The sequence below is a fragment of the Faecalibacillus sp. TM498 genome (genome assembly GCF_020589955.1).
Taxonomy (GTDB): domain Bacteria; phylum Bacillota_I; class Bacilli_A; order Erysipelotrichales; family Coprobacillaceae; genus Faecalibacillus; species Faecalibacillus intestinalis.
This window is the reverse complement of record NZ_JAJDKB010000017.1, coordinates 1-26,010: the sequence shown is the minus strand read 5'-3', so window position 1 is coordinate 26,010 and position 26,010 is coordinate 1. Positions and strand designations below refer to the sequence as shown.

Annotated in this window: 29 protein-coding genes, 1 pseudogene and 1 riboswitch; of the genes and pseudogenes, 26 read left to right on the top strand and 4 right to left on the bottom strand. The window is 30.0% G+C overall.

The features are described 5' to 3' along the window. The first annotated feature begins 365 nt into the window (after positions 1-365). From LJD32_RS07105 to LJD32_RS07000, 23 genes and pseudogenes are all read left to right on the top strand, one after another. Positions 366-1,328, top strand: coding sequence for a glycosyltransferase (locus LJD32_RS07105; RefSeq protein WP_195932753.1), 963 nt, complete (start codon positions 366-368; stop codon positions 1,326-1,328). 8 nt (positions 1,329-1,336) lie between these two features. Further along, on the top strand, positions 1,337-2,419 hold the full coding sequence (locus LJD32_RS07100) for a glycosyltransferase family 4 protein (RefSeq protein ID WP_227392034.1): 1,083 nt from the start codon (positions 1,337-1,339) through the stop codon (positions 2,417-2,419). 11 nt (positions 2,420-2,430) lie between these two features. Next, positions 2,431-3,267, top strand: a complete 837-nt coding sequence (locus LJD32_RS07095; protein ID WP_227392033.1) for a glycosyltransferase family 2 protein — start codon at positions 2,431-2,433, stop codon at positions 3,265-3,267. A 3-nt stretch (positions 3,268-3,270) separates the two neighbouring features. Further along, on the top strand, positions 3,271-4,428 hold the full coding sequence (cps2T, locus tag LJD32_RS07090) for a beta 1-4 rhamnosyltransferase Cps2T (RefSeq protein ID WP_227392032.1): 1,158 nt from the start codon (positions 3,271-3,273) through the stop codon (positions 4,426-4,428). 62 nt (positions 4,429-4,490) lie between these two features. After that, entirely contained in the window at positions 4,491-5,189 is a 699-nt protein-coding gene (locus LJD32_RS07085; RefSeq protein ID WP_227392031.1) for a hypothetical protein, read from the top strand. A gap of 49 nt (positions 5,190-5,238) precedes the next feature. Then, positions 5,239-5,388 (top strand): annotated as a pseudogene (locus tag LJD32_RS15310) (GtrA family protein); the annotation flags it as partial. 130 nt (positions 5,389-5,518) lie between these two features. After that, positions 5,519-7,042, top strand: a complete 1,524-nt coding sequence (locus tag LJD32_RS07080; protein ID WP_227392030.1) for an ATP-binding protein — start codon at positions 5,519-5,521, stop codon at positions 7,040-7,042. Between the two features lie 508 nt (positions 7,043-7,550). Next, the gene (locus tag LJD32_RS07075) at positions 7,551-8,153 is read left to right on the top strand and encodes an L-threonylcarbamoyladenylate synthase (RefSeq protein ID WP_117814126.1); all 603 of its coding nucleotides are present in this window, start codon (positions 7,551-7,553) and stop codon (positions 8,151-8,153) included. After that, complete coding sequence (gene rpiB, locus LJD32_RS07070; protein WP_032090888.1) at positions 8,150-8,590, top strand: ribose 5-phosphate isomerase B; 441 nt, start codon at positions 8,150-8,152, stop codon at positions 8,588-8,590. Before LJD32_RS07075 ends, rpiB begins: the two co-directional genes overlap by 4 nt. Positions 8,591-8,596: 6 nt before the next feature. Next, the gene (gene glyA, locus LJD32_RS07065) at positions 8,597-9,835 is read left to right on the top strand and encodes a serine hydroxymethyltransferase (protein ID WP_227392029.1); all 1,239 of its coding nucleotides are present in this window, start codon (positions 8,597-8,599) and stop codon (positions 9,833-9,835) included. Between the two features lie 9 nt (positions 9,836-9,844). Next, positions 9,845-10,471: a uracil phosphoribosyltransferase gene (gene upp / locus LJD32_RS07060; protein WP_032090886.1), complete on the top strand. Its 627-nt coding sequence runs from the start codon at positions 9,845-9,847 to the stop codon at positions 10,469-10,471. Then, on the top strand, positions 10,455-10,667 hold the full coding sequence (locus tag LJD32_RS07055; RefSeq protein ID WP_032090885.1) for a hypothetical protein: 213 nt from the start codon (positions 10,455-10,457) through the stop codon (positions 10,665-10,667). Before upp ends, LJD32_RS07055 begins: the two co-directional genes overlap by 17 nt. After that, on the top strand, positions 10,664-11,029 hold the full coding sequence (locus LJD32_RS07050; RefSeq protein ID WP_022001940.1) for an ATP synthase subunit I: 366 nt from the start codon (positions 10,664-10,666) through the stop codon (positions 11,027-11,029). The genes LJD32_RS07055 and LJD32_RS07050 overlap by 4 nt, the downstream gene beginning before the upstream one ends. Next, positions 11,026-11,694, top strand: coding sequence for a F0F1 ATP synthase subunit A (locus tag LJD32_RS07045; RefSeq protein WP_022001941.1), 669 nt, complete (start codon positions 11,026-11,028; stop codon positions 11,692-11,694). The genes LJD32_RS07050 and LJD32_RS07045 overlap by 4 nt, the downstream gene beginning before the upstream one ends. A 67-nt stretch (positions 11,695-11,761) precedes the next feature. Then, on the top strand, positions 11,762-11,986 hold the full coding sequence (atpE, locus tag LJD32_RS07040; RefSeq protein ID WP_022001942.1) for an ATP synthase F0 subunit C: 225 nt from the start codon (positions 11,762-11,764) through the stop codon (positions 11,984-11,986). A 31-nt stretch (positions 11,987-12,017) separates the two neighbouring features. Beyond that, complete coding sequence (gene atpF / locus LJD32_RS07035) at positions 12,018-12,518, top strand: F0F1 ATP synthase subunit B (RefSeq protein WP_117828582.1); 501 nt, start codon at positions 12,018-12,020, stop codon at positions 12,516-12,518. Beyond that, positions 12,518-13,051: a F0F1 ATP synthase subunit delta gene (locus tag LJD32_RS07030; protein ID WP_117851323.1), complete on the top strand. Its 534-nt coding sequence runs from the start codon at positions 12,518-12,520 to the stop codon at positions 13,049-13,051. The genes atpF and LJD32_RS07030 overlap by 1 nt, the downstream gene beginning before the upstream one ends. A gap of 9 nt (positions 13,052-13,060) precedes the next feature. Further along, entirely contained in the window at positions 13,061-14,584 is a 1,524-nt protein-coding gene (gene atpA, locus LJD32_RS07025; RefSeq protein ID WP_117782701.1) for a F0F1 ATP synthase subunit alpha, read from the top strand. Then, entirely contained in the window at positions 14,584-15,438 is an 855-nt protein-coding gene (gene atpG, locus LJD32_RS07020; RefSeq protein ID WP_032090881.1) for an ATP synthase F1 subunit gamma, read from the top strand. The genes atpA and atpG overlap by 1 nt, the downstream gene beginning before the upstream one ends. 10 nt (positions 15,439-15,448) lie before the next feature. Then, on the top strand, positions 15,449-16,852 hold the full coding sequence (gene atpD, locus LJD32_RS07015) for a F0F1 ATP synthase subunit beta (RefSeq protein ID WP_022001947.1): 1,404 nt from the start codon (positions 15,449-15,451) through the stop codon (positions 16,850-16,852). Next, positions 16,845-17,243 carry an ATP synthase F1 subunit epsilon gene (gene atpC / locus LJD32_RS07010; protein WP_032090880.1) on the top strand — a complete coding sequence of 133 codons (399 nt, stop codon included), beginning with the start codon at positions 16,845-16,847 and terminating at the stop codon, positions 17,241-17,243. The genes atpD and atpC overlap by 8 nt, the downstream gene beginning before the upstream one ends. A gap of 59 nt (positions 17,244-17,302) precedes the next feature. Further along, complete coding sequence (locus LJD32_RS07005) at positions 17,303-18,532, top strand: N-acetylmuramoyl-L-alanine amidase (RefSeq protein ID WP_227392028.1); 1,230 nt, start codon at positions 17,303-17,305, stop codon at positions 18,530-18,532. 23 nt (positions 18,533-18,555) lie between these two features. Further along, positions 18,556-19,566 (top strand): aldo/keto reductase, encoded by a 1,011-nt coding sequence (locus LJD32_RS07000; protein ID WP_227392027.1) that lies wholly within the window; start codon positions 18,556-18,558, stop codon positions 19,564-19,566. A 37-nt stretch (positions 19,567-19,603) separates the two neighbouring features. Here LJD32_RS07000 and LJD32_RS06995 read toward each other — a convergent pair whose 3' ends face one another. Both LJD32_RS06995 and LJD32_RS06990 read right to left on the bottom strand, forming a co-directional pair. Further along, the gene (locus tag LJD32_RS06995; RefSeq protein WP_227392026.1) at positions 19,604-20,944 is read right to left on the bottom strand and encodes an NlpC/P60 family protein; all 1,341 of its coding nucleotides are present in this window, start codon (positions 20,942-20,944) and stop codon (positions 19,604-19,606) included. A 106-nt stretch (positions 20,945-21,050) separates the two neighbouring features. Beyond that, the gene (locus LJD32_RS06990; protein WP_227392025.1) at positions 21,051-22,205 is read right to left on the bottom strand and encodes an NlpC/P60 family protein; all 1,155 of its coding nucleotides are present in this window, start codon (positions 22,203-22,205) and stop codon (positions 21,051-21,053) included. Positions 22,206-22,320: 115 nt separating this feature from the next. Here LJD32_RS06990 and LJD32_RS06985 point away from each other — a divergent pair, with 115 nt between their 5' ends. Next, the gene (locus LJD32_RS06985; protein ID WP_117828585.1) at positions 22,321-23,328 is read left to right on the top strand and encodes a glycoside hydrolase family 25 protein; all 1,008 of its coding nucleotides are present in this window, start codon (positions 22,321-22,323) and stop codon (positions 23,326-23,328) included. A 9-nt stretch (positions 23,329-23,337) separates the two neighbouring features. Here LJD32_RS06985 and LJD32_RS06980 read toward each other — a convergent pair whose 3' ends face one another. Next, positions 23,338-23,832 carry a GNAT family N-acetyltransferase gene (locus LJD32_RS06980; protein WP_022001954.1) on the bottom strand — a complete coding sequence of 165 codons (495 nt, stop codon included), beginning with the start codon at positions 23,830-23,832 and terminating at the stop codon, positions 23,338-23,340. A gap of 121 nt (positions 23,833-23,953) precedes the next feature. On the opposite strand from LJD32_RS06980, the gene acpP reads away from it, so the two are divergent. After that, positions 23,954-24,181 (top strand): acyl carrier protein, encoded by a 228-nt coding sequence (gene acpP, locus LJD32_RS06975; protein ID WP_022001955.1) that lies wholly within the window; start codon positions 23,954-23,956, stop codon positions 24,179-24,181. 37 nt (positions 24,182-24,218) lie between these two features. Here acpP and LJD32_RS06970 read toward each other — a convergent pair whose 3' ends face one another. After that, on the bottom strand, positions 24,219-24,698 hold the full coding sequence (locus LJD32_RS06970; protein ID WP_032090876.1) for a QueT transporter family protein: 480 nt from the start codon (positions 24,696-24,698) through the stop codon (positions 24,219-24,221). Between the two features lie 74 nt (positions 24,699-24,772). Further along, positions 24,773-24,819: riboswitch (PreQ1 riboswitch) on the bottom strand. A 70-nt stretch (positions 24,820-24,889) separates the two neighbouring features. Between LJD32_RS06970 and LJD32_RS06965 the strand changes: the two genes are divergently transcribed. Then, positions 24,890-25,693: a YARHG domain-containing protein gene (locus tag LJD32_RS06965; RefSeq protein ID WP_227392024.1), complete on the top strand. Its 804-nt coding sequence runs from the start codon at positions 24,890-24,892 to the stop codon at positions 25,691-25,693. Positions 25,694-26,010 lie beyond the last annotated feature (317 nt).

The window sequence follows — 26,010 nt, the reverse complement described above, 5'->3', positions numbered from 1 at the left end:
GTTTTTAAAGCCGCATTAATTTTATATACATTATATATTTGATAGATGGGAATTGTTTGTTTTATAAACTGTTACTACTAAAAGAAATAAGATCAGTATTTAGAATATATGTTAGAAATGATAATTAAAATGTTGCTTATATATCAATTGTAAAGTAAAGAAATAAAACTAAATGTTAATTTTTGTTATTGAGTAGTCACATTTAAACTATATGATAATTATACAAAGCTACATAGGATTATAGTATTTTTAATTACTCATTTTCAAAGACGAAGTAATTAAAATCTAGTTGATTTTATGTGCCATGACTACGCTTTATAATTTAAATTATGTTATACTGTTTCTAACAAAAGAAAGGGATAGTTATGAAAGTATCATTAGTAATGGCTGTATATAATGGCGAAAAGTATTTAATTGAACAATTAGATTCTATTAGAAAACAAACGTATCTAATTGATGAAGTAATATTAATAGATGATGTTTCTACTGATAATAGTTATGAGTTGATTCATCAGTATATCGATGGTTATAAACTTATTAATTGGAAACTTATAAAAAATGAAAATAATTTAGGATATCGTAAGAATTTTAAAAAAGGATTAGAGATAGTAGATGGGGATATCATCTTTTTAAGTGATCAAGATGATCGTTGGCATTTAAATAAAATAGAGGTGATGGTTGAAAAAATGAGTCAATCCACTATTTTATCTCTAGCATCGAGTTTTAATTTTATGGATCAAGATGGAAATTGTTTCGAAGTGAATAAAATAAAAGGACGTTCAAATAATAATTTACTTTTTAAAGAAGTAACAGAAGAATTAACGGAAATCGATTTAAAGAGTTTATTAGAAATGAATTTTTCTCAAGGTTGTTGTATGGCTATCAAAAAAGAAGTTAAAGATGAATATTTAAAAGTAACACAAGGTAAATTGCCTCATGATTGGGAATTGAATATTATTTCTGCTATTCAAAATGGATGTTATTATTTAGATATTCCTTTAATTGATTATAGAATTCATAATAATAATACCATTGGAATGGATAATATTGTTGATGGGAATATTATTAATGAAAAGAAACAAAGAGTGAATGAACGTATTGAACAGACGAAAGCACAAATAGAAAATGTGAATTTTACATTGGGATTAGAGCTAAATAGAGAACAAAAAAAATATTGTTTAAAATATAAAGATTATTTAACACAAAGAGTTTTAATGATGAAAGAAAAGAAAGCTTGTTCTTTGATTTTATACTTTTTAAAAGGAAAATATAAAGGATTTGGAAGAGTTAAAACTTTTTTAGGAGATTTAGTGAACATTATTAAATAGGTGATTGTATGGAAAAAATATTATTAATATCAAATATGTATCCATCTAAAAAATATAAACATTATGGTGTGTTTGTTCAAAATACAGCAAGTATTTTGAAAAATAATGGATATCAAGTAGATGTATCAGCTTTAAAAAAGAAAGATAGTAAGTTAGGAAAATTAGGTGGATATTTAAGTTTTTATATAAAAAGTATCTTTTTGTGTTTATTTCATCGCTATGATTATCTTTATGCTCATTATATTTCACATTGTGCATTATTAATTAAAATCATTAAGAAATTAAAACCAAGTATAAAGGTTATTGTAAATGTTCATGGAAATGACGTTGTTCCAGAAGACGCACATGATGAGAAGTTTATTCCTTTAGTTAAATCAACATTACCTCTAATAGATTTATGTATTGTACCATCAAGTTATTATCAAAAGGTCATGATGGAACAATATGGATTGAATGAAGATAAAATCAAGATTTTTCCTTCAGGAGGTATTAATTTTGATGTCTTTCAAGAAATAGAAAACGCTAAAGAAAAATTGCATTTAGATCCAAATAAAAAATGTATAGGTTATATAGGAAGATATGAAAAAAGAAAAGGTTGGGAAGTCTTTTTAAAGGCTATTAGTTTATTAGAAAACGTAGAACAATATCAAATCGTGATGGTGGGTGTTGGTGAAGATGAAGAAAAAGCGCATGCACTTATTCAAGAATATCATTTAGAAAACGTGATAAAAAAATATCCAATGCAAACTCAAAAAGAATTGGCGTTATTTTATTCAGCTATTGATATCTTTTGTTTTCCAACCTATCGTAAAAGCGATAGTTTAGGATTGGTTGGATTAGAAGCAATGGCTTGTGGTTGTATAGTTATTGCTTCTAATATGGCAGGACCAACAAGTTATATTAAAGATCAAGAAAATGGTTTTTTCTTTAAACCAAGAGATGGTAAAGATTTAAATCAAAAAATAGAAGATATTTTATCAATGAATGAACATCAAATAAAAGAGATTAAAGATCATGCTTATCAAACGGCCAAAGCGTATGATGTAAATGATATTTCTCAAAATCTAGTGGATATTTTTAATGGAATATAGGATGTGAAAGTATGGATGTGTCAGTTATTATTCCTATTTATAAAGGGAATGGATATATAGAATCTTTATTAAATAAAATAGAGAAAAATTATCAAGAAAGTCAAAAAGAAATAGAGGTTATTTTTGTTAATGATTATCCTGATGAAGAAATTATTGTAGGTAGTCAACATGATTTTCCAATTAGAATTATTAATAATGAAATGAATCAAGGAATTCATCAAACAAGAATCAATGGTTTAAAAAAAGCGTTAGGTAAATATATTTTATTTTTAGATCAAGATGATGAAATTAGTGATTTTTTTATTAAAAGTCAATTAGAACATATTGGAGATGCAGATTTATGTATCGCTAATGGCATTATGGAATCAGAAAATGGAAAGTGTTTGATTTATAAAAATAGATGCTCTCAAAACTATTTAAAGAAACAAATAGGATTTATTAAAGTGAGAGATTTAATTGTTTCACCAGGCCATTGTTTAATTAAAAGAACAAGTATACCAGAATATTGGACAAAGCATGTCATGTCTGTTAATTCGGCAGATGATTACTTTTTATGGCTTTTGATGATTGAAAATAAATGTCAATTTAATGTGAATTATGATGTATTATATACCCATAAGTATACTGGAGAAAATGTTTCAGGGAGTATAGACCAAGTGCATAAGTCTAACATGGAAATGGTTGATTTATTAAAAGAATATTGTCATAATGTCAATGTTGATTTATTGAAAAGAACTATTACATATAAATATGATATGAAAAAACAAGGAAAATTAGTTCCATCAATAAAAAATATAGATTTATTTTTATATAATACAATCTATCAATTATTATGGAAAGGTATGTAAAATATGAAAAATGTATTTATTATAGGGAGTAAAGGAATACCTGCTAATTATGGTGGCTTTGAAACCTTTGTCGAATATTTAACAAAGTATAAGGTCAGTGATGATATTAAGTATCATGTAGCTTGTTTGTCTGATCATGAAGAAGAATTTGAACATAATCAAGCAAGATGTTTTAAAGTACAAGTGCCTAATATTGGACCAGCAAAAGCAGTTTATTATGATATTGCAGCTTTAAAAGCAGTTTATCAATATGTTGTTGATCATAACATTGAAGAGGGGATTGTTTATATTTTAGCTTGTCGTATTGGTCCATTTTTAAAGAAATATGTTAAAATGTTTCATACTAAAAATATTCAAGTTTTTGTTAATCCTGACGGTCATGAATTTAAAAGAGCTAAATGGAATTGGTTTATTAGACAATATTGGAAATTATCTGAAAGATTGATGATTAAAAATGCGGATTATGTCGTTTGTGATTCACAAAATATTGAAAAGTATATTCAAGAAGATTACAAAAAGTATCAACCCCAAACAACATTTATCGCTTATGGAGCAGATGTTGTTGATAACAGTGATGAAGAAAAATTTGAAGTATGGGCTAAGGAACATGAGGTTTCAAAAAATGAATATTATTTAATTGTTGGACGTTTTGTTCCTGAAAATAATTATGAAACAATGATTAGAGAATTCATGAGTTCAAATACAAAAAAAGATTTAGTGATTGTTACTGGATATCAAGAAAGTAAGTTGTATCATATTTTAAATAACAAGTATCATTTTGAAAATGATTCAAGAATTAAGTTTGTAGGAACGATTTATGACGATGCTTTATTAAAAAGTGTAAGAAAGAATGCTTTTGCTTATTTACATGGTCATGAAGTAGGGGGAACAAATCCATCTTTATTAGAAGCTTTAGGCTCTACTTCTTTAAATCTTTTATTAAATGTTGGCTTTAATCAAGAAGTAGGTTTAGATTCATGTATTTATTGGGGTAAAGAAAAGAATAATTTAAAACATCTTATAGAACATGTTGAAACATTTGATCAAGATTATATTGATACTTTAGGAAAAGCAGCTAAAGAAAGAATAAACAATGATTATAGTTGGGCTAAAATTGTATCTGAGTATGAAAATTTGTTCTTAAGAAAAAAAGATTTGTAGATAATTGTAATTTGTTATATAGTAATAAAGAAAAGAAATGAAAATTTCGTGGAGGAACAATTATGATAAAGAAAATAATGGCTGTATTAATGACATTTGTTTTATCGATGTCATTAGTAGGATGTAGTAATAGTGATTCTAGTGATAAAACAACAACTAAGAAACCTGCTACATCAAACAGTATTAAAATTAAAGATGTTAATGATTTCCAAGAAGCTGATGGATTAATCAAATATTTTACAATTGATGATAAAAAAATAGCAATTCCTGAAACAGTAGGAGAATATGCAAATTATTTATCACAAGTTGGAACAGTTACTTTAAATGATACAGGTGATAAAGTAGAAGATGTGGAATTAGATGCTAATGGGATTTCATCAATGGCAGCATATCTAAGTGTAGAATTAGATAGTGGAGATGTTGCACGTTTCTATTTAAGATATGAAAATCCAACTAAAAAAGCTATTAGTGTAGCAGAAGCATCTGTAACGTTTATTGAAGTAAAATATGATGAATACGCTGAAGAAGAATACGATAAAGCAGCTAAAGATGTTGTTGTAGAAACAAGTGAAGGATCGTTAGCTTTAAATAATAAAGTAAAATATGCACAAGTTAAAAAGGTTTTAGGTGAACCAAACCAAGAAACGGATGGTAGATTCCATTATTCAAATGATGCAGGATATAAATACATGTTTGATTGTTGTAATGAAAATAGAAATGGAATTTTTAGAGGATTTAGTATCGAATATCCAAGTAAATAATAAATATTTCATAGCAGGATAAGTTATCCTGCTATAATTTTTAGGTTCTAGGTTAGCAACAGGAATCATGGATATGATGTTAATGTGGTTCTTAGTGAATTTTAATATTGTTAATGATGTTGTTGCTAAAGTTGTTGTCAATGTGATTGTTGTTATCTTAAATTATATTTTAAGTAAGTTGGTTGTATTTAAAAAATAATGAAGGTTCTGAGTGATCAGTGCCTTTTTATTTTTGCTAAAATAAGCTATTTTTTTAGAAGTAAAAATAGTATAATTTATACAATATATGAACATATATTATATATGATCAAAAGAAAGGAATAATCTTTGTGGAAAAACTATTTGATTTGAATGAATTTGATTCATATAAAGAAGATAATCGAAGAGAAGTAAAAAGTGCTAAAAATGGTTTACCAAACTCTATTTGGGAAACGTATTCTGCTTTTTCAAATGGATATGGTGGAGTTATTATTCTAGGGGTAATAGAAAATAAAGATGGAACATGGTCTACTTCAGGATTAGATGCTGACAGTTGTCAAAAATTAATTAAACAATTTTGGAATGATATTAATAATAGACAAAAAGTAAGTATTAATTTATTAAGAGATGATGATGTAGAAGTTTATAAAAAAGAAGATGATCAAATTATTGTGATTCATGTTCCAATGGCAAGAAGGGAAGAAAAACCTGTCTATATTAATAATAATTTATTTTATGGAACATATAGAAGAAATCATGATGGTGATTATCATTGTACACGTTTGCAAGTTAAAACAATGTTACGTGACCAAGCAGAAAAAACAATGGATATGGAAGTGTTAGATGATGTTCCATTAGAAGATTTAAACTATGAAACAATCCAAGGTTATCGAAATAGACATCAAGTATTAAATGCAGGACATCCCTTTGAAAGATTAAATAATGATGAATATTTAAGAAGCATTGGTGCAGCAGCTATTTCAAAAGAAGATCATCAATTACATCCTACAGCAGCAGGAATGCTGATGTTTGGAGATGAGTATAATATTGTACGTCATTTTCCAGATTATTTTTTAGATTATCGAGAAGTTTTAGATCCATCTATTCGTTGGACTGATCGTTTACAATCAAGTTCAGGTGAATGGTCTGGAAATATATGTGACTTTTATTTTAGAGTCTATAATAAAATCATTAAAGATGTTAAAGTTCCTTTTTCGATGAAAGGAGGGGACAGGATAGATGATACACCTGTCCATAAAGCACTTCGTGAAGCATTGGCTAATTGTTTGATTAATGCAGATTACTATGGGACAAGAGGGGTTGTTATTAAAAAAGATCAAAATCAAATTATTTTCGAAAATCCTGGATATATTAGAACTGGAAAGGAACAAATGCGAAAAGGTGGAGAATCTGATCCGCGTAATAAAACTCTTATGAAAATGTTTAATCTTGTAAACATAGGTGAACGTTCTGGAAGTGGTGTTCCTAATATCTTCAATACATGGGAAGATCAAGGATGGAAAGAACCTGTTATTGAAGAAAGATTTGATCCTGATCGAACTATCTTAACACTTGAATTTGTAGATAAAACAAACAAAGAAAAAACGGCGAAGAAAACAAGCGAAGAAAACAAGCGAAGAAAACAAGCGAAGAAAACAAGCGAAGGAAGTAAGATTAGAAATAAAACAATAGAAAACATGGTAAAAATTGAAAATTATCTTAAAGAAAATGGTGAATCCAAAACAAATGCTATTGCTGAATATCTAAATCTTAGTTCTGCTAGAACAAGAAAAATATTATCAGAAATGAAAACAATTGAAGCTATTGGTACAAACACAAATAGAAAATATAGGTTAAAAGATAATCAAAAATAGAATTGTCTTTAAAGATGAAATAAAATGTAATATATATGAAAAGAGCTATCAAATAGATTCATTGCTATGATGGTTTATTTCAAAATTTATTAAAAAGTAATCACAAACTTGTCAGCATAGGTGATTACTTTTTTGTTCATTTTTGGTTTAAATAAAAAACAACTCTCATTAAACAGAGTTGCTTTTTAAATGCCTCCTTTCTAAACACAAGTAAAATCTCTATATTAAACTGAGAACGCGAAATGTGTTTTTAAGATATGATCTCAGATTTTTTATTTTCTGTGTGTCGGTAGTGAAATATCTTTTTTTAAATTTTATTTGTATAGAGATTTCACTGTTATTTTATATAAAATAGGTTGATTTTTGCTTGTTTAGGGAAAATTAAAGAAATAGTGGGAAAATCGTTAAGAAATATGCTAAATATTCTATTGAAAGAGATAAATATCCAGGGATAAGGGTATCATTTTAAATAATAAAATAGTATAATATCACAAAATGAGGTGGAATCATGGAAACAGTTTTGGTAGAAAAAAAGAACATAAACGAGGTTGTTGAATTATTAAAACAAGATGAGGTTGTGGCTTTTCCTACCGAGACTGTTTTTGGCTTAGGTGTGAAGTTTGGAAATCTTTCGGCACTTGAAAAAATCTATGAAATTAAACATAGAAGTCATAGTAAAGCAGTATCTTTGATGATCTATGATTCTCAAGATATAGAAAAATATGCTTATGTAAATACAAATGCTCAAAAATTGATTGATGAATTTATGCCGGGAATGATAACTCTTGTTTTAAAAAAGAAATCAATTTTATCAGATGATTTTACAGCGGGATTAGAAACGATAGGTATAAGAATACCTGATGATCCATTTGTATTAGAATTATTGAAAAGAGTAGGGCCAATGTTAGTAACAAGCGCTAATATTTCAGGTCAAGAGACACTTTTAAATGATTTAGATGTGTATCATGAATTTAATGGGAAACTAAAGATGATCGTCAAAGGAAAATGTCAAAATACTCTAGCAAGTACAGTGGTAAAAATTGATGATGATGTAACAATATTACGTCAAGGTTGTATTAGTGAAGAAAAAATCAGGGAGGTATTGAAGTGAAAATTGCAATGGCATGTGACCATGGTGGTCTCAGATTAAAAAATGTATTAAAAGAAGATTTAGAAAAAAATGGTTATGAAGTTGTAGATTTTGGTACATACACAGAAGAAAGCTGTGATTACCCAGATTATGCTTCTAAAGCAGCAAAAGCTGTTGCTGATGGAACGTGCGACAAGGGGGTTGTCGTATGTGGAACTGGAATTGGTGTCAGCATTACTGCCAATAAAGTAAACGGAATTCGTTGTTCATTATGTCATGATGTATTTAGTGCAAAAGCAACACGTCAACATAATGATTCAAACATGTTAGCAATGGGGCAACGTGTTATAGGGGAAGGCTTAGCTTTAGAAATCTTACATGCATGGCTTGAAAGCGAATATGAAGGCGGAAGACATGATGCAAGAATTCAAAAAATGATGGCCTTAGAAAAGGAGTAATAAACTATGAAAGATACACAATTATTTGAAAGTGTTGAAAGAGAATTAAATAGACAAAGAAATAACATTGAATTGATTGCTTCAGAAAACTTTGTTTCTGAAGAAGTATTACAATTAGCTGGATCAGTTCTTACAAATAAATATGCTGAAGGATATCCAGCAAAAAGATATTATGGGGGATGTCAATTTGTTGATGAAGTTGAAGAACTTGCAAGACAAAGAATTTGTGAAATCTATGGGGCAGAACATGCTAATGTTCAACCACATAGTGGGGCACAAGCAAATACTGCAGTTTATTTAGCTTTATTACAACATGGAGATAAAGTGTTAGGAATGTCACTTGCTGATGGAGGACATTTAACACATGGACATCCATTGAACTTTTCAGGAATTAACTATGAATTTTATAGCTATGGTGTTTCAAAAGAAACAGAAACAATTGATTATGAAGCTTATAAAAAACAAGTAGAAGAAATTAAACCAAAACTCGTTGTTGCTGGAGCAAGTGCTTATAGTAGAATTATTGATTTTGAATTTATGGCTAAAGTTGCTCATGATAATGGCGCATTATTTATGGTAGATATGGCTCATATCGCTGGACTTGTAGCTGCTGGTGTTCATCCATCACCATTTCCATATGCTGACATTGTGACAACAACAACACATAAAACATTAAGAGGGCCTCGTGGTGGTGCCATCATGTGTAAAAAAGAATTTGCTGCAGATATTGATCGTGCAGTTTTCCCAGGTATGCAAGGTGGACCATTAATGCATATTATCGCTGCTAAAGCACAATGTTTCTATGAAGTACAACAACCAGAATTTAAAGACTATGCAAAACAAATTATCAAAAATGCTAAAGCAATGGAAAAAGTCTTTAAAGAAGAAGGGTTCAGATTGGTTGCTGGAGGAACAGATAACCACTTATTACTTGTTGATGTTAAAGCAAGTTGTGGTATTTCTGGTAAAAAAGCACAACGTTTACTTGATGAAATCAATATTACAGCTAATAAAAATGCAATTCCTTTTGATACAGAAAAACCATTCAAAGCTTCAGGAATTCGTATTGGAACACCAGCAATGACAACAAAAGGATTCAAAGAAGAAGATTTTGAAGAAGTTGCTAGAATTATTGCTTATCGTTTAAAAAATGAAGAAACAGACGAAATTAAAGAAGAATGTTTAAAACGAGTAGCAAAACTTACTGAAAAGGTCACAATGTATTCAAATATTAAATATATCTAGGAGGCAAATATGTCAGTAACAATATTAGATCATGCTTTAATTCAACATAAATTAACAATTATGCGTGATAAAAATACATCAACTTATATTTTTAAACAAAACTTAGATGAAATTGCTAAACTTATGGCATTTGAAGTAACACGCAATGTTTCATTAAAAGATAAAGCAATTGAAACACCTGTTTGTCCAATGGTGGGAAAAGAAATGGATCAACAAATTATTCTTGCACCTATTTTACGTGCAGGAATTGGTTTAGTTGATGGTTTTAGAGATATTATTCCAACAGCTAAAGTTGGACATATTGGAATGGAAAGAGATGAAGAAACTTTAATTCCACGTGAATATTATGCTAAATTTCCAAAAGGTCTAGAAGATGCTTTAGTCATTGTTTTAGATCCAATGCTAGCAACTGGTGGAAGTGCTAATATGGCAATTGAAAATATTAAACAAAGAGGAGCAAGAAAAATCAAACTTGTTTGTTTAGTAGGAGCACCAGAAGGAGTTAAAGCGATTCAAGAAGCACATCCTGATGTTGATATTACACTTGCAGCATTAGATGAAAAATTAAATGAGCATGGTTATATTGTTCCTGGACTTGGAGATGCCGGAGATCGTTTGTTTGGAACAAATGAATAATAAAGAGAAGCTTTTTAAAGATTTGCTTTATGCATTGACGTTATCAGGTAAAATATTTGGAACTTTAATAGCTGGCGTCATATTGGGTTTATATTTGGATAGTATATTACTAACCAAACCTCTTCTGACGCTAGTATTTCTTGTTTTAGCGTTTATAGAAGTGATGAGAACATTATTAAAAGGTGGAAAATCATGAATGAAAAGTTAGTTTTTAAGAAATCATTTTTTATTTTTTTGATAGGTTTTATCGTTTTTTCAATTATTGGTTTGATGATGAAATCTATCAGTTATTCGCTAGGTTTTTTGCTTGGATATTTATTTAATCTTGCAATTTTTTATGTTATTATTATCACGTCTGATATGATATTGAACTTAAAAAGATCTACAAGTTTAATTATCTTATTAAATATAGTCAAACTTGCAATTTATGCGATTGGTTTTTTAATTGCTATTTTTATTCCAAAATGGTTTAATCTGATGGGTGTTCTTTTTGGATATATGGTCATTAAAATAACCATATATATTGTAAGTTATCAAATGAAGGGGGTGAAAGGGTGAGTAACTTCTTAGATTCTTTACAGGTAGAATTAATCTTTTCATTGATTATTATGGTGGTGATGGCTATTTTCTTTATTTATGCCGGAAAGAAATTTGCAACTGCTGATCCAACAGCAAGACCTAAAGGTGTTGTTTTAGTTGTTGAAACAGGTGTTAAAATGATTTACGACTATTTAAAAAGTATCATGCCAAAGAAATTTGAAAAGAACTATTATCCATACTTTGCAATGCTCTTTGCATATTTGGTCATTGCTAACTTAAGTGGATTATTAGGATTTGAAGCACCAACTTCAAATTATTCTATTACTCTTGCATTAACAACAATTACATTCTGTTTAATTCAGTTTAATGCAATCAAAAAACAAGGATTATTATCTTACATTTGGGGTGCTGTATGGCCACCAACAAACTTATTAAGTATTCTTTCGCCATTGATTTCGTTATCAATGCGTTTATTTGGGAATATTTTAAGTGGATCGATCCTTATGTATTTAGTTTATCAATTAACAGGTTACATTTCAGGGTTATTGATCAACTTTAACTTTTTAGGACCAGTGATTGCTCCTTGGCTACATTGTTATTTTGATGTCTTTGCAGGATGCATTCAAACATTGGTATTCGTTACATTATCATCTATCTTGATAATGATGGAAAATCCAGATTAAGTTCTTTACTAGCTTGCTAGTTAAGATATAAATGAAAAATGAACTATTTTTTAGGAGGAAAAAAATTATGGTAAAAGGTTTAATTGCTATTGCAGCAGGTCTTGCTGTATGTGCAGGTTTAGGAACAGGGATTGGTGAAGGGATTGCTGCTAGTAAAGCTGTAGAAGCTGTTGGTAGAAACCCAGAAGCTGAAGGTAAAATCCGTACTATGATGATCTTAGGGATTGCCTTATCAGAAACAGTTGCCATCTATGGTTTATTAGTTTCTTTAATCTTATTATTCGTATATTAATAATTGAAAATCTGACAAAGGAGGAATAAAGATGCCAGATATAGCAGGAAAATTATTCCCTAATCTTACAACACTGATTGTTCAATTATTATCTACAGGAGTTTTGTTACTTATTTTTAAGAAGTTTTTATGGAAAAATGTCATGGAATATTTTGCTAAAAGAGCAGATTACATAGAATCTACAATCAATGAGGCAAAAGAAATGAACGAAAAAGCTTCTACAAATTTAGAAACAGCTGAAAAAGAAGCACGTGAAGCTGCCAGCAAATATCGTGAAATTCTTGATCAAGCAAAAGATGATGGTCAAAAAGTGAAACAACAAATTATTGACCAAGCAAACGAAGAAGCAAGAGCTAAAATTGAACAAGCACAAAAAGAAATTGAAACAGAAAAGAAACAAGCTCAAGCAGATATGAAACAAGAAATTGTGGATGTTGCTATTGAGGTTGCAACTAAAGTGATGAACAAAGAAATGAATGAAGAAATCAACAAAGGATTAGTAGAAGAATTTGTTGATGATGTGGTTAACTAATGAGTGTTGTTGGCGATAGATATGCTGAATCTTTATTTGATTTAGCGAAAGAAGAAAATAAAGTCACTCAATATCTTGATGACATCAAATTAGTTGGTGAGGTTCTAGATAGTGATCCTCAAATTGTTCAATTCTTTAATCACGTTCTTATTGAAAATGATAAAAAGATTCAATTATTGGATCAATCATTTAAAGGGAATGTTGATCAATATGTTTTAAATTTCTTAAAACTATTAGTGCAATCAAGAAGAATTCGTTATATTGATGATATTGTTAAATCTTATATTAATTTATCAAATCAATATTTAGGTATAGAAGAAGGTATGATCTATACACCTTATGAATTAACTGATCAACAAATTCAAGATATAGAAAAAGCAATCAGTCAAAAAGAAAACAAAAAGGTTACTTTAAAAGTATCTATTGATCCATCATTATTAGGTGGTATTAAAGTTCAAATTGCTAACCGTATTTATGATGGAACAATTAAAAATAAAGTAGAAATGCTTAAAAAAGAACTATTAAGAAAGTAGGTGGAAATAGTGGGGCTTAGACCAAATGAAATTAGTGCTTTAATTAAAGAACAAATTAAGCATTATGACGATATCATTGAACAAAAAGATGTCGGAACAGTCGTGACTGTTGGTGATGGTGTAAGTGTTATTCATGGGTTAGATAATGCCATGTTAGGTGAATTATTACTTTTCCCAAATGATGTTTACGGAATGGTCATGAACTTAGATGAAGATAGTGTAGGAGCCGTACTACTTGGATCTGAAAGTACGATTAAAGAAGGAGACGAAGTTAAACGTACTGGAAGAATTATTGAAGTCCCTGTCGGGGATGAAATGTTAGGAAGAGTTGTTAATCCATTAGGACAAGCAATCGATGGTCAAGGTGAAATCAATACTGGTAAAACTAAACCAATCGAACGTGTTGCTAGTGGTGTAATGACAAGAAAATCAGTTGATCAACCATTACAAACTGGTATTACATCAATTGATGCTATCATTCCTATCGGTAGAGGTCAACGTGAGTTAATTATCGGTGACCGTCAAACAGGTAAAACTGCAATTGCTATTGATACAATTTTAAACCAAAAAGGACAAAACATTTATTGTGTTTATGTTGCTATTGGACAAAAGAATTCAACGGTTGCACAAGTTGTTGAAAAATTACGTCAAGGTGGAGCAATGGATTATACATGTGTTGTTTCTGCCGGAGCGAGTGAACTTGCACCAATTCAATATATTGCACCATATGCTGGATGTGCAATTGCTGAACATTGGTTAGATGAAGGAAAAGATGTTTTAATTGTTTATGATGATTTATCTAAACATGCGGTAGCTTATCGTACAATGTCGTTATTATTAAAAAGACCACCAGGACGTGAAGCTTATCCAGGGGATGTCTTCTATTTACATTCAAGATTACTTGAACGTGCTTGCCGTTTAAATGAAGAAAATGGTGGAGGATCAATTACTGCTTTACCAATCATTGAAACACAAGCTGGGGATATTTCAGCATATATTCCAACAAACGTTATTTCAATTACTGATGGACAAATCTTCTTACAACAAGAATTGTTCAATTCTGGATTTAGACCAGCTGTAGATACAGGATTATCTGTATCACGTGTAGGTTCTACTGCACAAATTAAAGCGATGAAACAAGTATCTGGTTCTTTAAAACTTGAACTTGCTCAATATGCAGAAATGCAAGCTTTCGCGCAATTTGGTTCTGACTTAGATGCTGCTACTAAAGCAACATTAGATCATGGGGCAAAAGTACGTGAAGTATTAAAACAAGCACAATACTCACCACGTAGTGTGCCAACACAAGTCATTACTTTATTTGCATTAAAATATGGTTATACAAAACAAATAGCTGTAGAAAAAGTAAAAGAATTTATGGATGGTTTAGTAGAAAATATTCAAATGTCTCATCCTGAATTTATTACTGAAATAGAAACTCAAAAAGTGATTTCAAATGAATTAGAAGCGAAGATGAAAGAAGCAACAGGCGCTTATGTTGATCAATTCTTAAAAACACAAGGGGCTAACTAATGCCTGGATCAATGCAAGAAATTAAGCGTCGTATTAAATCCGTTGAATCTACTAAAAAGATTACAAAAGCAATGGAATTAGTTGCGACATCTAAACTTCGTAAAACAAGAAATCAACTTGATGAATTAAAACCTTATTATCAAGGTGTTAGACAAACATGTGCGGAAATTTTAGCTTCTAATAAAGGGTTAAAAGATTCTGCCTATCTCGCTGAAAATAAAGTAGATAAAGATGTTTATATTGTTATTTCTTCAAGTTTAGGATTATGTGGTGGATATAATGCCAATGTCTTTAAAGAAATTAGTCAACAAATTAAAGATGAAGATTATGTTTACTCAATTGGAAGTAAAGGAACAAATTATTTCCGTAGAACGCATCAAGGACCAATCAATACTGATTTTGCTTCATTAAATTCAACATTAGCTTTTGATGAAGTGACTAAATTAGTAAAAAGTGTCACAGATCTTTATATTAATAAAGAAGTGGGAAGTATAAAAATCATTTATACTGAATTTGTTAATAACTTAACATTTAAACCACGTACAGTAACACTTTTACCAATTGATACAAATGAGTTTGAAAATATTGAAATTACCAATAAATTCACTATTTTTGAACCAAGTCCTGAAGAAGTTTTAGATAGTTTAATACCAATGTATTTACAAGCTGTCGTTTATGGCTATCTTGTTGAAAGTGTGACAAGTGAAAATGCGTCACGTAGAACTTCAATGGAAAATGCTACAGATAACGCAGAAGAATTAACAGAACAATTATTATTAAAATACAATCAAGCTCGTCAAACAGCAATTACTAATGAAGTTAGTGAAATTGTTGCTGGAGCTAATGCGCAATAAGGAGGTCAATATGGCAAATATTGGGAAAATAATTAGTGCCCGTGGGCCAGTTATTGATATTGCATTTGCTAGCGAAGATAAATTACCTCGATTAAATACAGCAATTCGTATTCAAAATGGTGAAGAAGAATTAGTCGTAGAAGTTGCTCAACACATTGGAGATGATGCAGTAAGATGTATCGCCATGGGACCAACTGATGGGGTAGTAAGAGGAATGGATGCTGTTGATACAGGTCACCCAATTTCAGTTCCAGTAGGAAATGATACATTAGGACGTATGTTCAATGTTTTAGGTGAACCAATTGACGGTAAAGGTGAATTAGGAAATGATGTTCCACGTATGCCTATCCACAGATCTGCGCCAACTTATGCAGAACAAATGACAACTACAGAAATCTTTGAAACAGGAATTAAAGTTGTAGACTTAATTTGTCCTTTTATCAAAGGTGGTAAAATTGGGTTATTCGGTGGTGCCGGAGTAGGTAAAACAGTATTGATCCAAGAATTTATTAACAATATCGCAACACAACATGGTGGGTTATCAGTATTCGCCGGTGTTGGAGAACGTAGCCGTGAAGGTAACGATTTATACTATGAAATGAAAGAAAGTGGCGTTTTATCTAAAACATCACTTGTCTTTGGACAAATGAACGAACCACCAGGAGCACGTTTACGTGTTGCCTTAACTGGTTTAACAATGGCTGAACAATTCCGTGATGGACAAGGTCAAGACGTGTTATTATTCATTGATAACATCTTCCGTTTCACACAAGCAGGTTCAGAAGTTTCTGCCTTACTTGGACGTGTACCATCACAAGCAGGATATCAACCAACTCTAGCAACTGAAATGGGTGCTTTACAAGAACGTATTACATCAACTAAAAAAGGATCAATTACATCAGTACAAGCGGTCTATGTACCAGCTGATGACTTAACTGACCCTGCACCAGCAACAACATTTGCTCACTTAGATGCTAAAATCGTCTTGGATCGTTCAATCGCTGCTTTAGGTATTTACCCTGCAGTAGATCCACTTAACTCTTCATCAAGAGCCTTAGATCCATTAGTTGTAGGTAAAGATCATTATGAAGTAGCTCATGGTGTTCAACAAATCTTACAACGTTATCAAGAATTGCAAGATATCATCGCAATTCTTGGGATGGATGAATTAGGTGATGAAGATAAATTAATCGTTGCACGTGCAAGACGTGTACGTAACTTCTTATCACAACCATTTACAGTAGCTAGTCAATTTACTGGTTTAGATGGAAAATATGTCCGTGTAGAAGATACTGTTCAAGGATTTAAAGAAATTCTTGAAGGTAAATGGGATCAATTACCTGAACAAGCATTCCATAATGTTGGTACTATTCAAGAAGCTGTAGAAAAGGCTAAACAAATCGAAAATGACTAAATTTAAGCTAAAAATCATTACACCTCAAGGTATTTACCAAGAAGTGGAAATTGATCAGATAAATCTTGATACAACTGCTGGACAAATAGGTATTTTAGCTCATCATATTCCACTAGCAAGTGGTGTGAAAGTGTCTCAAATGAATTATATTATTGATGGAAAAAGAACATATTTTTCTGTCGCAGGTGGTTTCATTTATGTAAATGAAACAGAAACAACTTTAATTGCTAATGCAATTGAATCACAAGAAGAAATTGATTTAGAAAGAGCACAAGAAGCAAAAAGAAGAGCTGAAGAAAGACTTAAAATACAAAACAATGAAATCGATATGTTAAGAGCACAAGCAGCTTTGCAACGTGCAATTACACGTATTCATGTCAAAGGTTTATAGAGAAGAACTTCCATTCTTCTCTTTTTTTTGTATAATAGTTTTAAGGAGAAAAAGGGAATATGAAAAAGAAGTTTATAGGAGTTATTGGGATTGTTATCGCGGTGATAGTGGGAGGTATTTATTATCTTACACGAGAAGAAAAAATTGAATTATCTTTAAAAAATAAAAAAGAGATTCTTGTAGAATATGGAAATATAGTTCAATATTCATTTGATGATCTTATTCAAACAAAAGACATAGATAGAGATAAGTTGAAAGAAATAAAAAAAGAAACAAAAATAACAGACAATCTAAAAAATGAAGATCAAAAAGATTATCCAGCAATTGGAAACTATACAATAAATATTAAATATCAAGATCAAAAACTAAAAAAGAAAGTGATTGTTAAAGATACTACAGCTCCTGTTTTTAATGAAATAAATGAAGTTTCATTTGAAGAAGGAACAGAAAATTATGATTTTAATCAAGAAATCAAAGCAACAGATTTAAGCAATATTGATTTACAATATGATTTATCTTCATTAGATATAAATAAAGCAGGGGATTATCAAATAAAAGTATTTGCGAAAGATAGCTCAGGAAATCAAGCAGAAAAAGAAATAACTGTACATGTAAAAGAAAAACGTAAACAAGAATTATCAGCAGCTAAGATTTATCATGGCGGAGGAAAAGTGATTTGTATTGATGCAGGACATCAAGCACGAGGAAATAGTTCATTAGAACCTAATGGACCAGGTTCATCGACAATGAAAGCAAAAGTGACAACAGGGGCAACAGGATGTGTAACGGGGAAAACAGAATCACAAATCAACTTAGAAGTGGCACTTAAATTACAAGAAGCTTTATCAAATCAAGGTTATACTGTGGTTATGTGTCGTACATCACAAAATGTCGATTTATCTAATGTTCAAAGAGCTCAAATGGCAAATGAGGCAAATGCAGATGCATTTATTCGTTTACATTGTGATTCAAGTGAATCATCTTCTTCTACAGGAACGTTGACACTTGCACCTTCAACTTCTAATAGATATTGTGCAAGTATTGCAAGTCAATCACAATCACTTTCAAAAAGTATTGTGAATAATATTTGTAAGGCAACAGGTTCTAGAAATAGAGGAGTTTCAATTGTTGATAATATGACAGGTTTAAATTGGTCAAAAGTGCCTGTTACTATTGTAGAAATGGGATTTTTATCAAATCCAGGAGAAGATCGATTGCTTTCAAGTGAGGATTATCAAAATAAAATTGTTCAAGGAATTGTAAATGGAATTGGGGAATATTTAAGTTAAGATTAGAAAAAGAGGAAAAAGGAATGGAAAAAGTTACATTAGGAAGAACAGGAATTACAGTGAATCGTAATGGTTTTGGGGCATTACCAATTCAACGAGTAACTGGAGAAGATGCAACAACAATTTTAAGAAAGGCATATGATCAAGGAATTCGTTTTTTTGATAGTGCAAGATGGTATAGTGATAGTGAAGAAAAGCTAGGAAATGCATTAAGCGATGTTAGAAAAGACATTTATATTGCAACGAAGACAGGATCTACTACAGTAGAAGGTTTTTGGAAAGACTTAGAAACAAGTTTAAATAATTTAAAAACAGATTATATTGATATTTATCAATTTCATAATCCTTCATTTTGCCCTAAACCAGGAGATGGTACAGGTTTATATGAAGCAATGTTAGAAGCAAAAGCTCAAGGAAAAATACATTTTATAGGTTTAACGAATCATCGTTTACCAGTAGCTATAGAAGCTTGTGAAAGTGGGTTATATGATACAATTCAATTCCCATTTAGTTATTTAGCAGATCAAAAAGATATTGATTTAGTGAATAAATGTAAAGAAAACAATATTGGGTTTATTTGTATGAAAGCTTTATCAGGTGGACTTATTAACCGTTCGGATGCTGCTTATGCATATTTAGCACAGTTTGATAATGTTTTACCAATTTGGGGAATTCAAAAAGAGAGTGAATTGGATGAATTTATTTCATATCAAACAAAAGCACCAGAACTTACTCAAGAAATTCAAGATTTAATTGCTCATGATCGAAAAGAATTAGCAGGAGATTTCTGTAGAGGATGTGGTTATTGTATGCCTTGTCCTAAAGGAATTCAAATTAATCAATGTGCTAGAATGTCTTTAATGTTAAGAAGAGCACCAGCAGCAAGTTGGCTTAATGATCATTGGCAAGCAGAGATGAAAAAAATTGAAGAATGCTTAAATTGTGGTAAATGTAAACAACATTGTCCATATCATTTAAATACTCCTGAATTATTAAAGAAAAATTATGAAGACTACAAAACATTTTTAAAATAAAAAATAGGGTGTGCTACAAAATGTAGCGCATCCTATTTTAGTATAATCTACGACAATTATAAATATGACGATAGAAATAACTTCCTGGAGCAACTGATGTTACTTTAACACACTGATCAGGATATTGACCCACTGTCCCAGATCCTTTACCAGAGGCATGAACCATATTACCATTACCAATATAAATTCCAATATGAGCGACACCACTTCCATAATTGAAAGTAATGACATCACCAATTTGTAAATTACTATAAGAAACAGCTTTACCACTACCAGCATATCCAGCAGCAGTTGTTCTACCTATTTTTACGCCTGCTTGATTATGTGCCCAGTAAACAAGTCCAGAACAATCAAAATAATTTGGTCCACTTGCTCCCCAATAGTAGCGTTTACCTTGTTTAGATAAAGCATAGTTAGCAATACTTATTCCTAATGTTGTACTATCTTGAGATGGTTGAGAACCATTGTTAGTTGTATTATTATTCGAATTATTGTTTGAATTATTACCTGTATTGTTATTATTATTTGAATTTGAAGTTTGATTATTGTTGTTACTGTTAGATGGTTTTGGTGTAGGAATCTGACTGACATGACCTACATCGTCTTTTTTAGATTGTTCATAGAATTCTGTTAATGAGGCATCAATTGCTTCACTACGACTTGCAGCAACATTTGCATCAACTTCAGTTGCAGCAATTTGTTTTCTTTGTTCTTCTAATAATGTTTCATATTGTACTTGAATAGCAGCTTGTTCTTTCTTTTGTTCTTCTAAAACAACTTTTGCGTTTTCTAAAGTAACTTTTTGATTTTCAATTTCCTTTTTCTTTTCTAACATTTGAGCAATTAAATCTTGATCACTTAAAGTAAGTGTGTTGAAACTATCTATTCTAGATAACATATCAGTAAAATTATCAGCCCCAAATATATAATTGATAAAAGTATTTTCATTCATATAAGACTGCATGACATACATACGATCTTTTATTTCTTGATTATCTTTATCTATATCTGCTTGGGTATTTTGTATAGATGTTTCAACATATTGAATTTCAGCTTCTTTAGATGAAATGTCAGAATTTAAAGAATTAAGTTTCTTTTGTACACTATCTAATGTTTGAGTTGTACTTGCTGCAGCACTTTTTTGATTTTCTAAATCTTTTTTTAACTTCTTATTTTTAGCTTTGAGATAGCTGTTGAATTCTTCGCATGTTTTTTTATTACTATTTGTTAGTTTTCCACTTGCACATAGTGACATATATTTTGCTTCATCTTTTGAAAAATCAATAGCTTCTACAGGCTTTATACAATAGCATGTTGATACAAGCATTGTAGATGCAACAAATCCTACAAAATATTTTTTAATTTTCAAACAAAACACCCCCTCATATTATTTATACATCACTTTCTAAAAAAAGTAAATAAAAGTTGTTTTTATACAAAATAAAAACCTTTAAGCTTATAAACTTAAAGGTTTTAAGTCATTACTAATAAGGTCTAACTGCACAAGTAAATCTACTTACATTAGATGCAATCTTAACAACATCACCTGTTTGTGGTGCATGAATATATTGACCATTACCAATATAAATACCTACATGTCCACTTTTCCATAAGATATCTCCTGGTTGAGCTTGACTTAATGGAATAATTGCTCCAGATTGACCTTGAGATCCAGAATAGTGATCAAGTGAAACACCCGCTTGTGCATAACACCACATAACTAAACCAGAACAGTCAAATGAATTAGGTCCACTTGCTCCCCATACATAAGGACAACCTAATTTAGAATAAGCAGCAGCTACAACTGTAGAACCATATCTATTTGTAGTAGGAACATTTGTAGATGGTCTAATAGTTGTAGAACCACTACTACCTGATGAAGATGGTTGAGTAACAACGACTGATGATAAGAATGAATCTAATGAACTTTGAGTATCAGAAATTTTAGATTGTTCACTTTCAGCAGATGCTAAATCTTTTTGTTGTTTAGCTAATAGATCTTCATATTGAGTTTGTAAAGTATATTGTTCGTTTTGTTGAGAAACAATATTTGCTTTTACTGTTTCAATAGTTGCTTTTTGAGATTCAACTTGCTTCTTTTCATCAGCAATTTTTTCTACTAATTCTTTATCGAATTGAGTGATTTCATTGACACTATCAATTCTTGAAAAGAAATCAGAGAAGTTTGAAGCACCAAAAATAAATTCAATATAACTATTACTATTATTGTATGATTGCATAGCATACATACGTTCTTTAACTTCGTTTTCTTTAGCTGTGATACTTGCTTCTAATGATTTAATTGAACTTTCTAAATAGTTGATTTCTTGTTGCTTTTGTTCAATTTGGTTATTTAAATCAGCAATTTTAGAAACAACGTCATCTAATGAACTTTGAGTATCTGAAATTTTAGATTTAGATTCATCAATAGAACTTTGTAACTGATTGTTTTTCTTTTTTAAGTATGAATTAAATTGTTTACAAGTATTATAATTACTATTAGATAAACTTTTACTAGAACAAAGTTTCATATATTTATCTTCTTGTCCTTCAAAGTTTACTGCATGAACTTGACTTGTAGAACAAAAAAAGGATACTAACAAAGTAAAACAAATCATGGAGATTAAACTCTTTTTCATAACTATAATTCCTCCCGTAGTTATTATCTTATTTTTTTAACCAAAAGTAAATATAAACAACGATAATAATAACATTTTTGACATTGTGACATATTTTATAATGAGGTGAAAAATTTTGGTAAAACATGGAATTGATGTTTCTAAATTTCAAGGGTTGATTGATTGGCAAGAAGTTAAAAAACATATTGATTTTGCAATCATTAGATGTGGGTATGGAAGTAATCTGGAAAGTCAAGATGATCCATATTTTAAAAGAAATGCGGATGAATGTACACGTTTAAAAATTCCTTTTGGGGTTTATTTATATTCTTATGCAACCAATGAAAGAGAAGCTTTATCAGAGGCTGAACATGTATTAAGACTCGTAAAGGATTATCAAATGGCCTATCCTGTTTATTATGATTTAGAAGATAATAATACAACAGGAAGACAAAGTAATCAAACAATAGCGAATATTGCACAAACATTTGCTCAAAGACTTGAACAAGAAGGTTACTATGTAGGAATGTATGCATCATTGTTTTGGTTTAGAACTAAACTTACAAGTCCAATCTTTAATGAGTATACAAAATGGATTGCAAGATATAATGATGAACTTAATTATGATGGAGAATATGGTATGTGGCAATATAGCGCTACAGGAAATGTTTTAGGAATTGATACAATGGTGGATCTAAATTATGCCTATAAAGATTTTCCACAAATCATCGAAGAAGGTGGTTATAATAATTTTTCTAATACGAATTTAACAAGGTATAAGATAGGCGATGAGGTAGAATTTCACCATGTATTTTTAACAAGTGAATCTACGCAACCATTAATGCCATATCGTCATTTTGGAATTATTACGAGAATTGTTCAAGGTGCTAGAAATCCCTATCTTATAGGACAAGATGCCGGCTGGGTCAATGATCAGGTCATAGAAAGAAAGATAAGATATTTAAGTGCACCTGATTATACAGGCAATAGTTTTACAGATGCATTGCGTTCTATTCAAGAAGATGCTTCTTTTGCTAATAGAACAAAATTAGCTAAATTAAATGGAATAGATAATTATACAGGTTCACAAAGGCAAAATGATGAATTATTAAGATTACTTAAAGAAGGAAAATTAAGGACATAAAAAAAGAGCTTAGATTCTTTTTTCATAAGCTCTTCTTAAAGCACCACTTTTTAAAGTGATTTCTCCACAATATTTAAAACCATATTTAGTTAAAAAACTTTGCATAGAAAGATTATCATGATGTGTATCCATTCTAACACTATGATAATCTGGATACATAGCAACTACTTGATCTAAAATCGTAGAAGCTAATCCTTTTCCTTTATATTCATTATCAACAGCAATACGATGTACACATATATAAGGACAATTTAAAATCCATTTTCCTTCAATACGGTTATAAGCAGGTTCTCCATGAATCGTTACCATACACGTTCCTAAAATAACACCGTCTTCTTCTAAAACATAAGCTTCATTATTTTCTATATCTTTTTCAATTGTTTCTTCATTAGGATATCCATCTTGCCATTGATCAATATCATTATTTTTGAAATAAGTTTTTGCTTGATTAATAATGTCAATGACACGTGAAATATCTTCGATTTTCGTTGGTCTTAAAATCATTATTTTACCTCCCAAACATACTTTCCTAAATGATATAGACTTTTAGGTTGTTTGTCAAATTGTTTTGTTTACAAATCAAAAGCATTTGTTATAATAGCTGTATACAGAAGGAGGAAATAAAATGGTACTTGATCAAATCAAAGAAATTTTAAAAGATACAATGGATATTGATGAATCAAAAATTACTTTAGATGCTAAATTAAAAGAAGATCTAGAATTAGATTCATTAGATTCAGTTGAATTAATCATGTCTGCTGAAGAAGAATTTGGAATTGAAATTCCTGATGAAGACGTTATGAATTTTAAAACAGTAAACGATATAGTAAACTATATTGAAGAACATAAATAAAAGCTATAACAAGCATTTCGCTGTTATAGCTTTTTTACTATTCTAAAATATATTTATTCATAAGTGTTTTATTTTTTTCTAAACATTTAAATAAGAATGCTCCAATAATTAAAACAATAAATTCACCAATGAAAACATAGAATGCATTAATCATAAATGGTAATTCTAAAGCTAGATAAAGTTCTAAACCAACGATTAAACCATTGACAACCCCACCAATTAAAGCTCCAGCAAAAACATTTTTAACATAATACATACCAAGACAAGCAATCAATGTTGCAGCTGTTCCAAAACAAATGTCATATAATCCCATTGGAGATGCAAGGTTTGCAAGCAAACATCCAATAGTAAGTCCTGGAATAAATTTCTTGTTGTAACATGCAAGTAAAACAATAATTTCAGTTAAGCGCATTTGCACTGCTCCATAAGCAATAGGTGAAATCAAAATTGTTAAAACGGCATAAGCAGCCCCAATCATGGCATTCATTACAATTAATTGTACCTTTTTATTATTCATTTGTAGTCCTCCTCTTCTAAAGTACAGTTAGAAGCCAGATAAAATAAAAAAGATGATAGAGCCATCTTCATTACTTATCCTTAGTTTTTTATACTGGGTTTGGCTCTCGAACCAGTCTTTGACATTATACTAAAACGGGTAGTGAAAATCAATATATTTTATTTTATAATAAAGGTAAGGAGATGATGATTATGTTATGTCCAAAATGTCATAGTTTACTAACAAAAGGAGCCAAATATTGTGATATTTGTGGAACAAGAATATCGCAAGAGGATATCCAAGTAGAAGAAGTAGGTTCAAGGGTTAAAAATAGAGAAAAACATAAAAAAGAAGTGCGTAAAAAAACTAAAATTATTATTTTAGGAATCATAGCACTTGTCGTGGTGATTGCTATGTTAGGATTTATTTTATTTTTTAAAGGAAATAAACCATCTTATTCACCAGATAATCTTGTTAGTCAACATGTTGAAAAACCATTACATTTAGAAAAAAGTAAAGTTACATTAAATATTGGAGATGAATATACCATTCAAACTAATTTTAAATGTACTTATCAATCGAAAAATGAAAAAATATGTATCGTAGATACAAATGGTAAAATTACGGCTTTATCATCAGGTAAGACAAAAGTAATTTGTACTAGTGAATCTGGTAAAGAAAAAGCCCTTCAAGTTATTGTAAATGAAAAAATAGAAACAACAGTAGAAGAAAATACAGATGAGGATGAATATATATTTGCTCATAGTGATACAGAACTTCTTACAGAAGCTGATTTAGAAAATAAAGATGATTCTCAGTTACGGTTAGGACTTAATGAAATTTATGCTAGACATCATTGTACGTTTAAAACACCTGAGATTGCAGACTATTTTAAATCTAAAAGTTGGTATAGTGCAGATGAAACTTTGACATCAGAAATGATGAATAATCATATGTCAGAGTATTTTAATGAAATTGAATTAAAAAATATTTCCTTTATTCAAGCACATCGATGAAAATAATTTGCATACACTAAATCATAAATAAAAAAATATATGAAAATAGTTATCAAAATCTATAAATTTCATTTTCAATTCATAAAAGATATGTAAAATGAAAGTGTAATCAAAGAAGATTATAAAGTCATTCTTCTCTTAGATATTTTTTTGACAACTATATTCATTGAATGACGTAGGAAAAGTAAGCGACGCCCGTTTACTTTTCCTTTTTTTATCTATTAAGAATTTGGATGCGTCAAGAAAGATAGTATATAAAAATTCATACCAAAACACTATGATATGTTTGTGTGATCTAGTATGAATTTTTTTACCCT